Origin of the sequence: Flavobacterium galactosidilyticum (genome assembly GCF_020911945.1) — a bacterium.
Lineage (GTDB): Bacteria > Bacteroidota > Bacteroidia > Flavobacteriales > Flavobacteriaceae > Flavobacterium > Flavobacterium galactosidilyticum.
On the sequence record NZ_CP087135.1, the window covers coordinates 2,901,708 to 2,915,815 of the forward strand.

Genomic DNA, 14,108 nt, shown 5'->3' on the forward strand with positions numbered 1-14,108 from the left:
ATACCGAAGTTTCGGTGGCAAATTTAGGCATTAATTTAGCTACTACAAAATATATTTTTGGTTTAAAAAAATAGTCTTTTTTTGCGCTTATTTATCGATATTTTTAACAAACTGGTCTATTCTAGCTGCTAATGAATCGTCGACACTCACTAATGGCAAGCGAACAGTTTTCTCGCAAATTCCTAGTGATACAAACACTTGCTTGATTCCAGCTGGGTTTCCCTGCTCAAAAATCATATCGATAGAATCGGATAAAAGGTATTGGTATTTGAATGCTTCATCCACTTTCTTATTTAAACCTAAGCGTATCATTTCTGAAAACTCTTTGGGAAAACCTTGCCCAATAACTGAAATTACACCGGATCCACCCGCTAATATCATTGGCAAAGCAATCATATCATCTCCTGAAAGTACAAGAAAATCTTTTGGTTTATTCTTTATTATTTGCATAGCTTGAACAATATCACCAGCAGCTTCCTTAATAGCCACTACATTTTTGAAATCATTAGCTAAACGCAAAACGGTTGCAGGTAACATATTGCTTGATGTACGTCCCGGAACATTATACAAAATTACCGGAATTGGAGATGCCTCAGCAACAGCTTTAAAATGCTGATAAATTCCTTCTTGAGTTGGCTTGTTATAATAAGGCGAAACAGAAAGAATTGCAGCAAATTTAGACAAATCTCTTGTTTTTAATTCTTTGACCACTTCCATAGTGTTGTTACCTCCTACTCCTAAAACTAATGGTAAACTACCATTATTAGCTTCAATTACAGTACGGATAACAAATTCTTTTTCTTCTGATGACAACGTTGCATTTTCAGCAGTTGTTCCCATTACGACAAGGTACTCAATTCCGCCATCGATTGAAAAATTTACAATTCTTTTTAATGCTTCAGTATCAATTGAAAAATCTTTTTTAAATGGAGTTACAAGAGCAACACCTGTTCCTATTAATGATTGCATAACTAGATTATATTTTGTTTAATAATTTTAAATATTTGAATAATTCATTTACAAAAACAGCATGATTATTACTTGTACTATTAATCATAAAATGATTTAACCTTTTGTCAATTGACGAAAAACCTACTTTAAAATGTGCTTTAGAATCATGAGTAATTTTCAATAGAATCGCTCTTTCGATGTCGTAATAACTAATTAAAAGATCAAATTCTTCGTTTATAAAGGAATTGATCTCGTGCTTTATAATTCCTCCATCCCATTTTATACTATTAGCATTAAATGCAAAGTAGCTTGCTGCCTCACTTTTCTTAATTTTATCAGCGTATACAATTGTATGGATATTATCTCGAGAAAAACCAATGGCTATCAACTTTTTAATCAATTGTTCTGTTTCTATAAAAGTAGTGGCGTCGATCAATAAACCAACTTTTTCAATAGCATTAGCTGAAAAATTATTTTCTAAATTTTTCAAGTTCTTTTTTAATGTTTTTTTTACAATAAAATCCTTTATATAATTTAAAAACATATTACTTTTACTTGGTTACAAAATTAATTAATTAAGTCGCATTTAAATGGTAAATCTAAAAAAGTATAATTACGTTTTTAAACTTTTTGTTATATTCTTAACACTTTTGTTTGTTGTCTCTTGTAGTAAACAAAATTATAATGTTACTAAAATAGCAGGAAAACGCATTCCGATTACTGAAAAAGAAAATCAAGTTCCTCAAATAGAGAATTTTATCAAACCGTATAGAGAACACATTAATAAGGATCTAGACAGCAATCTTGCTTATTGCCCAATTACACTTGATAAAAGTGGCAAATGGCAATCAACTATCGGTAATCTAATGGCCGATGTGTCGCTTATGCGAGGTAATCTTGTTTTTGAAGAAAGAGAAAACAAGAAAATTGATATTTGCTTGCTCAATAGCGGCGGAATTCGATCTATACTTCCAAAAGGAAATATTACAGCGAGAAATGCTTTTGAGATTATGCCTTTTGAAAACAGCATGGTTGTTATTGCTTTGAGAGGAGAGCAAATAAGTGAAATGGTTGATTTTTTAATTGCAGATAAAAAACCACATCCTCTATCTGGAATAACTTTTACTATTGATAAAAACAATCAGTCTAAGAATATTTTAGTTCAAGGAAAACCACTTCAAAAAGAGACTGTATATTATGTGGGAACAAATGATTATTTATCTGACGGAGGCGACAATATGAATTTCTTCAAAAAAGCAATTAAGAAATATGATCTAGATTACAAGTTGCGAAATATCCTTATTGACTATTTTAAACAAGTTGATACTATTCCTGTAATAACTGATATCAGAATTACTGTTGAATAACCAATTGAATTGTAAAATAAAATATTCTGTAAAAACATAAAACCATAGCCCCGATTGAAGCGGCATCCTACGCTTTTTAGTGTGGAGACAGCCTAAAGCGGTATTAAGCTCCTGATTGTTATTTGCCTTAGAATGACAATAACTAAAAACACATAAAATGAAAAGAAGAGAATTTATTGAAAAAACAGCTGCAAGTTCAGCATTATTGAGTTTAGGGCTATCCTTAAGTAGTTTTGATACTGCAAAAACAAAGCAATTAACTGTTTTACACACTAACGATGTTCACAGTTATATTGATCCGTTCCCCGCAGATCATCCCCGAAATGCTAATATGGGAGGAGTAGCGCGAAGAGCAGCACTAATTGAATCAATTCGCAAAGAAAATCCAAATGTATTACTACTGGATGCGGGTGATATTTTTCAAGGAACTCCCTATTTTAATTACTATGGCGGAGAATTAGAATTCAAATTAATGAGCATGATGAAATATGATGCATCAACAATAGGAAATCACGATTTTGATAATGGGTTGCAAGGATTGTATGCACAATTACCCCATGCTACTTTCGATTTTATTTCAGCCAATTACGATTTTAAAAATACAGTAATGGATGGTTTTGTAAAACCTTATAAAATTTTCGACAAAAACGGAATCAAAGTTGGTGTTTTTGGACTAGGAGTTGAGCTTCAAGGTTTAGTAGATAAAAAAATGTATGGCGAAACCGTATATAATGATCCCGTAGAAACGGCTCAAGATATGGTTCGCATTTTGAAGAAAGAACAAAAATGTGACTTAGTAATTTGCCTGTCTCACATTGGTTATTCTTATAGAAATGAGCCTAATAAAATATGTGATTTAAACTTAGCCACTTTGACTAAAGATATTGACATGATTATTGGTGGACATACACACACCTTTCTGGACAAACCTACAGTTGTTAAAAATCTTGAAGGCAAGGATGTTTTAGTAAATCAAGTGGGATGTTACGGAATAAACCTAGGACGTATAGACGTATTTTTTGATTCTGATAAAAACAAAATACACGAAGGACGATCAATCGTTGTCTAATGCGCTAATTTTATTGTTTACATTTTCAGCATTTATAATAAATCGATAAAACGAATACAACACACTAGCGTTTAAAAGCATCGCCAATGGCCTAAAAGCTGTTGGTGCTAAACTCATTAAGTAGTATTTTTCGATAAAAACAATAAAATACTGCATTACGGAAAGTAATCCAAAAATAAATAGCCAAGTGTTCATTTTATTATAATTCATTACATACTCTGATAAAGCAAGGCCGCCAACAATTGAAATTAAGATGTTTTGAATTATCAATACAAAATATCCTGATGCTGATGAATCAGATGAGATACTTAGCAAGTAAAAGAAAACAAACAGAAACGGTACTATAGCTATCAACAAAGGAACGTAATCCTCGAGTTTGATCAATTGTATTACATAATAAATTAGTAATATTCTATGTATCATAAAGACAAGCAAGGCTATAATTAAAAGTTCATAAGTATTGGGAATAAATAGAATATTAGTAATCATTGACAACAATATTATTGCAAAAAACAAAGGCGTTTTTACCTTAGATGCATTCCAATAAAGCACCATAATCCCAATTGATATTAAGGGTTTGAATATATATATTAGCAACTTACTGGAAAACATTTCTGCAGTCACTTCAATAGCTATGCACGCAAAAAATAGAATCGAAAACAATCTCCCGTAACTATTTTCATGTTTAAGTGTAAACATTTTTTAAGGCTTTTTTAATTGTTCAAAATAATTAAATCTTAAGCTCTAAGCGTGCTAAAACAATGGCGACACTAAGCTCTATTACTACACTTAATAATCTCTACTAAATATACGATTTTTATCCCAACAAAGCCATAAACTCAACTTCAGAAATAATAGGAATATTGAGTTTATTTGCTTTTTCTAATTTTGCTGGGCCCATATTATCACCTGCAACTACATAATGAGTCTTAGCCGAAATAGAACTTCCTACCTTACCTCCATTATCTTCAATGGCTTTTTTCAAATCATCACGAGAGAATCTCTCAAAGACACCTGAAACTACAAAAATTTTACCAGCGAGTTTGTTTGTAGCATTTGGATTTACTTTCTCAATAATTTCAAATTGTACTCCGTAGCTTTTCAGTTTACCAATAATTATTTTATTTTCTTCGTTGCTAAAAAATTCAATTACACTTTGCGCGATTCTTTCTCCAATTTCCTCTACTAAAATTAAATCTATTAAGGATGCTTGACTTAATGCATCAATATTCTTGTAGTGTTTTGCTAATTTTTTAGCCACAGTTTCACCCACAAAGCGAATTCCTAGAGCAAACAAAACACTTTCGAACGGAATATTTTTCGAATCTTCAACACCTTTTATCAAATTTTCAGCAGATTTTTGAGCCATTCTCTCTAAAGGGAGAATTTGCTCTACTGTCAAATCATATAAATCAGCATAATTACGAACCAAGCCATTATTGAATAATAATGCAACCGTTTCACCGCCTAGCCCTTCAATATCCATGGCTTTTCTAGAAATATAATGCTGGATTCTACCAATTATTTGCGGAGGACAACCATAAAAATTAGGACAGTAATGATTGGCTTCCCCTTCATTGCGAACCAGTAAACTTTGACATTCTGGACAATGCGTAATGTATATGATAGGTTTTGAATTTTCTACTCGTTTACTTAAATCTACAGCAATAATTTTAGGAATAATTTCACCTCCTTTTTCTACAAAAACCGTATCACCAATACGTATATCTAATTTTTCGATTTGGTCTGCATTATGCAAAGAGGCTCTTTTTACAATTGTTCCTGCTAACTGCACAGGTTCAAGATTAGCAACCGGGGTTATTGCTCCAGTTCGACCTACTTGATAAGAAATGGTATTTAATTTTGTAGAAACCTGTTCGGATTTAAATTTATAGGCAATTGCCCAACGAGGTGATTTAGCCGTGAAACCTAATTCATCTTGATAATGAAATGAATTTACCTTTACTACCACTCCATCTGTTTCATAAGGCAGATTATGTCTGTGCATATCCCAATAATCAATAAATTCAAAAACCTGCTCTAAACTTTTGGCCAATTTAGCTTCTTTAGGTGCTTTAAACCCCCATTTACGGGCTGTTTCTAATCCCTCAAATTGAGAATTAAATGGTAGATTATTTCCAACCAAGAAATATAGCAAACAATCTAATGGACGTTTAGCTACTTCAGCACTATCTTGTAATTTTAAACTTCCAGAAGCTGTATTTCTAGGATTTGAATAAGGAGTTTCACCTATTTCTATTAATTCCTGATTCATTTTTTCGAAACCAGCAAAAGGCAAAATAATTTCACCACGAACATCAAATTTATCGGGGAAATCTCCCTTCAACTTCAGCGGAATCGATTTTATAGTTTTGATATTATTTGTTACATCATCACCTTGAAAACCATCTCCACGTGTCAGTGCTCGTTTTAAGATTCCATTTTCATAGGTTATACTAATTGATGCGCCATCATATTTTAATTCACAAGTATATTCTAAAGGAACATCTCCCAATACTTTTTGAATTCGTTTTTCCCAATCCATTAATTCTTCTTTCGAATAGGAATTGTCAAGAGAATACATTCGATGTTGATGAGCAACAGTTTGAAAATTCTTTGTAATTGCTCCACCTACTCGTTGCGTAGGGGAGTTTTCATCATAGTATTCAGGATATTGGTCCTCAAGCTCTTGAAGCTGCTTTAATTTTAAATCAAATTCATAATCAGAAATTATTGGTTCATCTAGTACATAATAATTATAATTATGCTGATTTAGTTCCTCTCTTAGAATTTGAATTGTATTTTGGATATCCATAAAAAATAAAATTGGCTATTTTAGTTGCTGTAAAAGCGTACTAAAATAACCAATTTAAAAATAAGAACAATAAAATTACGACTCAATAATCGAATTTATTTGTTTGTATAAAAGTCCATCGCTCAAAAATGCACCTTGCTGTATTAATGCAAAAAGCGAAGTATTACGATCTTCTGTAAACTCTTTTTTACCTGTTTTCATTTCGATAGTATCAGTAAACATATTATCGCTCAGCCATTGTAATCCTTCACGAGTTAAAAAATCGGTCTCTGGAACTAACGACTTCAAAACGATAGATTGTACGTAAGTATCAAAACACTGAAAAAGAAAAATATGATTTTTAGAGAAATGTTCTAAATAATCTGCTTTTGAAAGAACGCCTTCCCAAATCAAATCAGAAAAAACATCTAATTCTTGTTCAGCCACTTCCGGCTTTTCTTTTTTAATGGTATCCCATTCCGCTTTATCAATGGTTTGAGTAGCTAGAAAAGTACTGAATTCCTGATGTAATTCCTCAAATTGTTCTTTAGTTAATCTGGAATATTTCATAGTAGTAAATTTTGCTGCTAAGGTACTAAGGCGCAAAGCATTTATTTATGACTTGTGTTGATATTTACTTTTTTTTACGAAATCGAAAAGGTTTTTAGAATCGTCTGAAATAAAAATTATTCAAAACAAAAAACTTGTAGACCACTGTGACTTCGCGACATAGTTTAAACAAAAAAATCCCGACTCACATCGGGATTTAGATATCTAAATATAGAAATTATGCTTTTTCAGCAACAATTTCATAATCCAATTCAACGATTACATCTCTGTGTAAACGTACGCTAGCATTATATTTACCAGTACGTTTAACGATTCCGCTAGTTATGAATTTTCTTTCGATTGTTTGTCCACCTTTAGCTAAAGCTTCAGCGATATCAATATTCGTGATTGAACCGAATAATTTTTCACCACCTGCTTTTGCAAAGATTTTGATTTCAATAGCTTTCAAAGCTTCAGCTAATGCTTTTGCATCTGCTACAACTTTAGCTTCTTTGTGCGCTCTTTGTTTTAGGTTTTCAGCTAATACTTTCTTTGCAGAAGAAGTAGCTAAATGTGCTTGACCTGTTGGGATCAAAAAATTACGACCATAACCGTTTTTTACATTAACGATATCATCTTTAAATCCTAAATTTTGAACGTCTTGTCTAAGAATAAGTTCCATGTTGTTGTCCTTTATTATAGAAGTTAGGTTTCATGTCTCAGAAAACCAACAACTGAGTTAAATATTATTTAAGTAAATCTGCCACGTATGGCATTAAAGCTAAGTGACGCGCTCTTTTTACAGCTACTGAAACTTTTCTTTGGTATTTTAATGAAGTTCCTGTTAAACGACGAGGAAGAATTTTCCCTTGTTCGTTTACGAATTTCAATAAGAAATCAGCATCTTTATAATCAATATATTTGATACCTGATTTTTTGAAACGACAATACTTTTTTTGTTTGTTTGTCTCTATGTTCAAAGGCGTAAGATATCTGATATCCCCGTCTTTTTTTCCTGAAGCTGATTGTTGTAGTGTAGCCATGATTATGCTTTTGTTGCTTTTAATTTAGTTCTTCTTCTCTCCGCCCAAGAAATTGCGTGTTTGTCTAAACTTACAGTTAAGAAACGCATAATTCTTTCGTCACGTCTAAATTCAGTTTCAAAAGCGATAAGAACTTCTCCTGATACTTTGAATTCAAAAAGGTGATAAAAACCAGATTTTTTGTGTTGAATTTCGTAAGCCATTTTCTTAAGGCCCCAATCTTCTTTCGATACCATTTCTGCTCCTCTACTAGTAAGAAATTCTTCAAATTTGCTTACTGTTTCCTTTACCTGTGTGTCAGATAAAACGGGATTTAAAATGAAAACAGTTTCATAATGATTCATAAAAATATATTTAAATGTTAATTTGGGTGCAAAAGTAAACAAAAAACCTAAACTAGCAAGCGTTATTTAGTTTTAATCGATTAAAGACAAAAAAAACTGCCTGATTCTTTTTAAATTAAATAAATAAAGTTATGTTTACATAGCCAAATCTTTTAATACAATTAATTTATGAAACTAAACTGTGTTGTAGTAGATGATAGTTCTATACAAAGGATGATTATCGCTAAATTAGTTAATAATCATCAAAATCTTCATTTGATTGGAGATTTTTCAAATGCAATTGAGGCAAAAAGCTGTATGTCCGTTCATAATGTGGACTTAATTTTCCTTGATATAGAGATGCCAGTCATTAGTGGTTTCGATTTCATTGATGGCTTAAAAGTAAAACCGCAAATTATTTTCATCACTTCTAAGGCAGAATATGCCATGAAAGCTTTTGATTATGATGCAACTGATTATCTTCAAAAACCTATAGCAATTGATCGTTTTAATGCCTCGGTCAAAAGAGCTATTGACTTTCATTTACTTAAAAATGATCCAAAAGAAGATGACGGCGATCATATTTTTATAAAAAGTAATCTTAAAAAACTTAAAATATTTACTTCTAAAATTAAATGGATTGAGGCTTTTGGCGATTACGTTAGAGTAGTTACTGAAGACGATAGTAATCTGGTACTCTCTACAATGAAGGCTTTTGAGGGTGATTTACCTAGAGATAAATTTATAAGAGTCCATAAATCTTATATTATCAACATTGATAAAGTTGATCGTTTTAATAGTAAATATGCTGAAATTGGACCCACAAAAATTCCATTAAGCCGACATAAAAAAGAGGATTTAGTTAAAGCACTTTCTTAATAGCTGTTTTTATTAATGTCTTAAATTGGACAATTATATTATTTGATTTATAAAAGTTCTGATTTTCTTGCACGGTCTTAAAACCCGCAATAGAATCAGAACTTCTCATTTTACATACGCGCAGTAATTGTATATACTAATAAAAATCTACATTCAAAATTACTTTTATAGATCTAAATTGCGCTACTGCTTCAAAACTATTCAACATTTTCTGAATTGTATTTTTAGTATTCCCAATAGCTATATTCTGAGGAATTTTAATAATAATAGTACGAATATATTCATTTCTTATTCTACTAATAAGTGGTTCTTCAGGACCTAAAACTGGCATATTTAGATTTTGACTCATAACTTGGTACAGCCACATAGCACCCACTTTTAATTTTTCATAATCACGCTGCTTCAGCGTGACTTTTATAATTCTGAAATAAGGTGGGTATTTATAAATTTGGCGATCATAGAGCTGTTCCTTATACATTTCCATATAATCATTATTTGTAACCTGCTGTATAGTATTATGATTAGGATTATAAGTTTGAACAATTACTTTCCCTTGTTTTTCTGATCGTCCTGCTCTACCTGCAACTTGAGTCAACATTTGAAAACTTCTTTCAAAAGCTCTGAAATCAGGATGATACAACATATTATCAGCGTTCATAACGCCTACTAAACTTACGTTGTCAAAATCCAATCCTTTGGCTAACATTTGGGTTCCAACAAGAATATCAATCTCTCTATTTTTAAAACTATCAATTATTTTTTCGAAGCCAAATTTTCCTCGTGTGGTATCCTGATCCATTCTACCTATTTTTGAACTTGGAAAAATAGATACTAATTCTTGTTCAATTTGTTCGGTTCCAAAACCCTTCGTAGTAAGTTCAACACTGGAACATGCATGACAATTTGTTGGTTTTGCCATGGTATAACCGCAATAATGACAACGCAACTGATTTTTATGTTTATGATAAGTCAAACTCACATCGCACTGCTGACATTGTGGTACGTGACCACAAGTAAGACATTCTACTATAGGAGAATATCCTCTCCTGTTTTGAAACAAAATCACTTGCTCGCCTAACGACAATGCAGTTGTAATCTCCTCAATAAGCACATCGCTAAAATGTCCTGTCATTTTTTTACGAAAGTACTTGTCTTTCAAATCCACTAATTCAATAATAGGCATCTTTACATTTCCGTATCGCTTTGAAATTTCGACTAAACCAAATTTCTTCGATTTAGCGTTGAAATACGTTTCCAAGCTAGGCGTTGCAGAACCTAATAAAACTTTTGCTTTATGCGAATGAGCCAATACTATTGCAGAATCACGGGCATGATAGCGCGGTGCTGGATCAGCTTGCTTAAAGGTTTGCTCATGCTCCTCATCGACTATTATAAATCCAAGATCGTGAAATGGCAAGAATAAAGCGGATCTCGCTCCTATTACAACTTGAGCTTTATCAGAGTTTTGTAAAACTTGATTCCAAACTTCAATACGCTCATTATTATTATATTTCGAATGAAAAACAGCAACTTTATTTCCAAAATATGATCTCAACCGACCTACTAATTGCGTAGTCAGTGCGATTTCGGGCAATAAATACAAGATTTGCTTTCCTGTTTCCAGATATTCTTCAATGAGTTTAATATAAATTTCAGTTTTTCCGCTGGAAGTAACACCGTGAAGTAAACAAACCTCTTTTGACACAAAACTATCTTTAATTGCCAAAAAAGCATCATTTTGATCGGAACTTAATTGCAACTCTTTCTCATTAATTTTTCCGTCGAAGTTTACTCTGTCAACCTGCAAATGATAGTCTTCAAAAATTTCTTTTTCGATTAAAGCTTTTACAATAACCGACGATGAATTCGCTTCATCAACTAGTTTTTTAACAGTAATAGGTTTTTTTTCGGTTGCGCTTAATTGGAAATAACGCATAACGATTTCCTTTTGTTTATTGGCACTTTTTAGTATTTCCAGTAATTCACTTAGTCCTTGATTCGAATCGTATTTAGAATGCAGACGTACATAGCGCACTAGCTTTGGCTTGTAGCTTTCCTGAATTTCCTCTTGAAGGATTAAAATATTTTTATCAATCAATTTTTGAATAACAGGAAAAATATTTTTCTTGTTTAAAATTGCGATGATATCTTGAACTTTTAAAGAACTTTGCTGCTGAAGCGCTTCGTAAACGAGAAACTCGTCATCTGAAAGCAAACTAGTATCTACAAATAAATTTGTTTTCTGAGAAATCAGCGTTTCGCTTTCCAGCAAAAGAGCGCTGGGCATTGCTCCCCGATACACATCGCCAATGGCGCACATATAATAAGAAGCAATCCATTGCCAATGCTTAATTTGAATTTGGGTAACAATAGGTTTTTCATCTAGAATTTGATGAATTTCCTTTGCTTCGTATAAATCGGGTTTGTTTTGATGAATTTCAATAACTAAAGCGGTGTAAATTTTACTTTTACCAAAAGGAACCGCTACTCGCATGCCTATTTTAATAAAGTGAAACTCAGCTTCTGAAACACTATAGGTAAATGTTTTAGCTAAGGAAAGTGGTAAAATTACTTCTACGAAATACATCTATAATTAATTATGAGTTATGAATTGAGCTATGACTTGAATCTTAACTCTAACTCATAACTCATCCTTTATTTTTATTTTACTCTCTGCCAAGTTTGTGTTCTTCCAAACAAAGAAAGACCAATATAACCACGAACATTTAATTTGTCGCTACCATCTAGAGCTAAAAAGCATTTGTACATTTTTCCTGTTACAGGATCTAAAATTTTACCTCCATTATATTCACTACCATCTTTTTTAAGACCTTTAATAATAACAAGACCCATTACTGGTTTATTTTTATCTTCACCTGGACAATTAGTACATAAGTTCTTCTTTTTACTTACCTCAAATATGTCAACAATTTTGCCATAAATTTTACCCGAATTTTCATAGATTTCTACAATAGATTTGGGTTTCCCAGTTTCGTCATCGATAGTTTTCCATTTTCCTACAACGGAGTTACCTTGTGCATAAAAAGCCATTGTTACAAACAAGGCCAGAATTGTGATTGTGTTTTTCATCGTCTTTTTTTTAGCCCTGATAGAAGTGAAAATTCTTTTTCTCGTTTCTTAACGAGGAAAAGATTGTAACGAATAGCAGGAAATAGCTTCTAAAAATAAAGCTATTAATTGATTAATTAATTATTATTTAGTTTTTTCATTTTATTGACCGTGCCGTTGAGCTCGAAACCTAAAAGCAAGATCATACAATTAATCCAAATATAAAACATCAAAACCAATAATGTTCCTATGGAGCCATATAATTCATTGTATTGTGAAAAGTTTTTAACCCAAATTCCGAAAAAATAAGAGTCTAAAATAATCAAAATAGTTGTAAACACTGATCCAATAGAGATAAATGCTCGGCTTTTATCGTGTTTAGTTCCAAACTTAAAAAGAATGGATGTTGTTACTAAGATCATCAAAATAACAAATGCATATCGACCCATAACGATTAGCTGAACTTGATCGTTAAAGAACGTCTGTTGTATGATTACTTCAAAAACTACAATTATAGCAACAGTTACGATTAACAATAATGACAACAATAATGACATCCCTAACGCAACCACATATTGCCGTATAAAACCTCTTTTTATAAGAACATGCCGTGAGGTTTGAAAACCTCCTAAGATCCCGTTTAATCCATTTGCCATTAAAAAAATGGACAGAATAAAACCGGAAGATAATAGTCCGGAATCACTATTATTAAGAATATCACTGATGATTTGATAAATTGCATCATACGTATTTGGCGGAACTCCATCCTTAACAAACATCAAAAAATCTTCTTGGAAACCCTCAATAGGAATGTACGGTATTAGATTTAAAATAAAAAGCGCAAAAGGAAACAATGCCATAAAAAAACTAAATGCAATCGCACTCGCATGATACGTCAGCGCGCTTTCTACAATGCCTAGTCCATATAATTCAAGCAGGTCATACAAAGACATGCCGTGAAGCCAAGGGAGTTTTATCTTTTTTAGACCGAATACAAGATTCCGAACGATAGGAATTCTATCTAGTTTTGCTTCAATTTCTTCACTCATATTGCTTTTAGACTCAAGTCCATATTATATACAGAATGTGTCAAGGCACCTGATGAAATATAATCTACTCCACACTCAGCGTAGCTATGAATTGTATTTTCATTTATATTTCCAGAGGATTCTGTTAAGCAGATATCACCAATCATGCCAACGGCAGTTTTTGTGTCTTCAAAATTAAAATTGTCTATCAGAATTCGATAAACGCCATCACTTTGTAGAATTTCTTCAATTTCATCCAAGTCTCTGGCTTCTATAATTATTTTTAAATCCAGATTGTTTTCTTTTAAATATGCTTTTGTTTTAGCTATAGCCAAAGTAATACCGCCTGCAAAATCAATATGATTGTCTTTAAGCATTACCATATCATACAATGCAAAACGGTGATTTTCACCGCCACCTATTTTCACTGCCCATTTTTCACAAGCTCTAAAACCAGGAGTTGTTTTACGCGTATCTAAAACTTTAGTTTTAGTTCCTTCTAATAATTGAACGTATGATTTCGTTTTTGTTGCTATAGCAGACATTCTTTGCATAGAATTCAACACTAATCGCTCTGCTTTTAATATAGATTGTGAACTTCCTGAAACATGAAAAACCACATCTCCAAATTTTACTGCAGCCCCATCTTCGATAAAAGTTTCGACTTGTAAATTAGGATCTACATATTTAAAAACCATTTTAGCAAAAGCTACACCAGCAATAATACCGTCTTCTTTAACCAATAATTTTGCTTTACCCGTTGCAGTTGCTGGAATACAAGCCAATGAGCTGTAATCGCCAGGACCAACATCTTCCCTAATGGCATTTTCTATTATTAAATCTAACTCTTTTTGAAACTGTGCTTCGCTAATCATTTTTACAAAAAATTTATGGAATGCTAAAGTAAGATATTTTTTGTGGAATTGAAAATTTGTATGCTGCGTTCTTTGGAGAAAAACTGAATAAAGCTCCTTCAGTAAAAACAAGTGCTTAGTTAATATGCTAGTAAAAATTTATTTTCTCTAACAATTGCCTG

The 14,108-nt window shown here is 32.1% G+C and carries 15 protein-coding genes; 3 read left to right on the top strand and 12 right to left on the bottom strand.

The features are described from left to right. Nucleotides 1–87 precede the first annotated feature (87 nt). Both dapA and LNP27_RS12485 read right to left on the bottom strand, forming a co-directional pair. Nucleotides 88–969 (bottom strand): 4-hydroxy-tetrahydrodipicolinate synthase, encoded by an 882-nt coding sequence (gene dapA / locus LNP27_RS12480; protein WP_229941957.1) that lies wholly within the window; start codon nucleotides 967–969, stop codon nucleotides 88–90. A gap of 7 nt (nucleotides 970–976) precedes the next feature. Beyond that, complete coding sequence (locus tag LNP27_RS12485; RefSeq protein WP_229941958.1) at nucleotides 977–1,441, bottom strand: DUF6913 domain-containing protein; 465 nt, start codon at nucleotides 1,439–1,441, stop codon at nucleotides 977–979. A 100-nt stretch (nucleotides 1,442–1,541) separates the two neighbouring features. On the opposite strand from LNP27_RS12485, the gene LNP27_RS12490 reads away from it, so the two are divergent. Together LNP27_RS12490 and LNP27_RS12495 are read left to right on the top strand one after the other, a co-directional pair. Next, entirely contained in the window at nucleotides 1,542–2,318 is a 777-nt protein-coding gene (locus LNP27_RS12490; RefSeq protein ID WP_229941960.1) for a 5'-nucleotidase C-terminal domain-containing protein, read from the top strand. A 157-nt stretch (nucleotides 2,319–2,475) separates the two neighbouring features. Further along, nucleotides 2,476–3,387, top strand: coding sequence for a bifunctional metallophosphatase/5'-nucleotidase (locus tag LNP27_RS12495; RefSeq protein WP_229941962.1), 912 nt, complete (start codon nucleotides 2,476–2,478; stop codon nucleotides 3,385–3,387). Here the strand turns inward: LNP27_RS12495 and LNP27_RS12500 are convergent. The 6 genes from LNP27_RS12500 to rpsF form a co-directional block, all read right to left on the bottom strand. Further along, a complete protein-coding gene (locus LNP27_RS12500; RefSeq protein ID WP_229941963.1) occupies nucleotides 3,373–4,086 on the bottom strand; it encodes a hypothetical protein in 714 nt (237 codons plus the stop codon). The two genes, LNP27_RS12495 and LNP27_RS12500, sit on opposite strands and share 15 nt — an antisense overlap. Before the next feature lie 118 nt (nucleotides 4,087–4,204). After that, a complete protein-coding gene (gene ligA / locus LNP27_RS12505) occupies nucleotides 4,205–6,202 on the bottom strand; it encodes an NAD-dependent DNA ligase LigA (protein WP_229941965.1) in 1,998 nt (665 codons plus the stop codon). Between the two features lie 75 nt (nucleotides 6,203–6,277). Next, nucleotides 6,278–6,751, bottom strand: a complete 474-nt coding sequence (locus LNP27_RS12510) for a DUF6495 family protein (protein ID WP_229941967.1) — start codon at nucleotides 6,749–6,751, stop codon at nucleotides 6,278–6,280. A 217-nt stretch (nucleotides 6,752–6,968) separates the two neighbouring features. Continuing rightward, nucleotides 6,969–7,412 carry a 50S ribosomal protein L9 gene (rplI, locus tag LNP27_RS12515; protein WP_229941969.1) on the bottom strand — a complete coding sequence of 148 codons (444 nt, stop codon included), beginning with the start codon at nucleotides 7,410–7,412 and terminating at the stop codon, nucleotides 6,969–6,971. A gap of 64 nt (nucleotides 7,413–7,476) precedes the next feature. Beyond that, entirely contained in the window at nucleotides 7,477–7,773 is a 297-nt protein-coding gene (gene rpsR, locus LNP27_RS12520) for a 30S ribosomal protein S18 (RefSeq protein ID WP_066077030.1), read from the bottom strand. Nucleotides 7,774–7,775: 2 nt separating this feature from the next. Continuing rightward, complete coding sequence (gene rpsF, locus LNP27_RS12525; RefSeq protein ID WP_229941971.1) at nucleotides 7,776–8,117, bottom strand: 30S ribosomal protein S6; 342 nt, start codon at nucleotides 8,115–8,117, stop codon at nucleotides 7,776–7,778. 168 nt (nucleotides 8,118–8,285) lie between these two features. On the opposite strand from rpsF, the gene LNP27_RS12530 reads away from it, so the two are divergent. Then, complete coding sequence (locus tag LNP27_RS12530; RefSeq protein WP_229941973.1) at nucleotides 8,286–8,975, top strand: LytR/AlgR family response regulator transcription factor; 690 nt, start codon at nucleotides 8,286–8,288, stop codon at nucleotides 8,973–8,975. Between the two features lie 136 nt (nucleotides 8,976–9,111). On the opposite strand, the gene priA is transcribed toward LNP27_RS12530, so the two are convergent. The 4 genes from priA to nadC form a co-directional block, all read right to left on the bottom strand. After that, on the bottom strand, nucleotides 9,112–11,562 hold the full coding sequence (priA, locus tag LNP27_RS12535; RefSeq protein WP_229941975.1) for a replication restart helicase PriA: 2,451 nt from the start codon (nucleotides 11,560–11,562) through the stop codon (nucleotides 9,112–9,114). A gap of 74 nt (nucleotides 11,563–11,636) precedes the next feature. After that, complete coding sequence (locus LNP27_RS12540) at nucleotides 11,637–12,065, bottom strand: DUF2147 domain-containing protein (protein ID WP_229941977.1); 429 nt, start codon at nucleotides 12,063–12,065, stop codon at nucleotides 11,637–11,639. Nucleotides 12,066–12,181: 116 nt separating this feature from the next. Next, the gene (locus tag LNP27_RS12545; protein WP_229941979.1) at nucleotides 12,182–13,093 is read right to left on the bottom strand and encodes a YihY/virulence factor BrkB family protein; all 912 of its coding nucleotides are present in this window, start codon (nucleotides 13,091–13,093) and stop codon (nucleotides 12,182–12,184) included. Further along, nucleotides 13,090–13,947 (bottom strand): carboxylating nicotinate-nucleotide diphosphorylase, encoded by an 858-nt coding sequence (nadC, locus tag LNP27_RS12550; protein WP_229941984.1) that lies wholly within the window; start codon nucleotides 13,945–13,947, stop codon nucleotides 13,090–13,092. Before nadC ends, LNP27_RS12545 begins: the two co-directional genes overlap by 4 nt. Nucleotides 13,948–14,108: the final 161 nt, after the last annotated feature.

Excerpts from the sequence above, each read along its gene's own strand:
- dapA (WP_229941957.1), bottom strand. The coding sequence starts at position 969 with ATGCAATCATTAATAGGAACAGGTGTTGCTCTTGTAACTCCATTTAAA.
- LNP27_RS12490 (WP_229941960.1), top strand. The coding sequence starts at position 1,542 with ATGGTAAATCTAAAAAAGTATAATTACGTTTTTAAACTTTTTGTTATA.
- LNP27_RS12495 (WP_229941962.1), top strand. The coding sequence starts at position 2,476 with ATGAAAAGAAGAGAATTTATTGAAAAAACAGCTGCAAGTTCAGCATTA.
- LNP27_RS12500 (WP_229941963.1), bottom strand. The coding sequence starts at position 4,086 with ATGTTTACACTTAAACATGAAAATAGTTACGGGAGATTGTTTTCGATT.
- ligA (WP_229941965.1), bottom strand. The coding sequence starts at position 6,202 with ATGGATATCCAAAATACAATTCAAATTCTAAGAGAGGAACTAAATCAG.
- LNP27_RS12510 (WP_229941967.1), bottom strand. The coding sequence starts at position 6,751 with ATGAAATATTCCAGATTAACTAAAGAACAATTTGAGGAATTACATCAG.
- rplI (WP_229941969.1), bottom strand. The coding sequence starts at position 7,412 with ATGGAACTTATTCTTAGACAAGACGTTCAAAATTTAGGATTTAAAGAT.
- rpsR (WP_066077030.1), bottom strand. The coding sequence starts at position 7,773 with ATGGCTACACTACAACAATCAGCTTCAGGAAAAAAAGACGGGGATATC.
- rpsF (WP_229941971.1), bottom strand. The coding sequence starts at position 8,117 with ATGAATCATTATGAAACTGTTTTCATTTTAAATCCCGTTTTATCTGAC.
- LNP27_RS12530 (WP_229941973.1), top strand. The coding sequence starts at position 8,286 with ATGAAACTAAACTGTGTTGTAGTAGATGATAGTTCTATACAAAGGATG.
- priA (WP_229941975.1), bottom strand. The coding sequence starts at position 11,562 with ATGTATTTCGTAGAAGTAATTTTACCACTTTCCTTAGCTAAAACATTT.
- LNP27_RS12540 (WP_229941977.1), bottom strand. The coding sequence starts at position 12,065 with ATGAAAAACACAATCACAATTCTGGCCTTGTTTGTAACAATGGCTTTT.
- LNP27_RS12545 (WP_229941979.1), bottom strand. The coding sequence starts at position 13,093 with ATGAGTGAAGAAATTGAAGCAAAACTAGATAGAATTCCTATCGTTCGG.
- nadC (WP_229941984.1), bottom strand. The coding sequence starts at position 13,947 with ATGATTAGCGAAGCACAGTTTCAAAAAGAGTTAGATTTAATAATAGAA.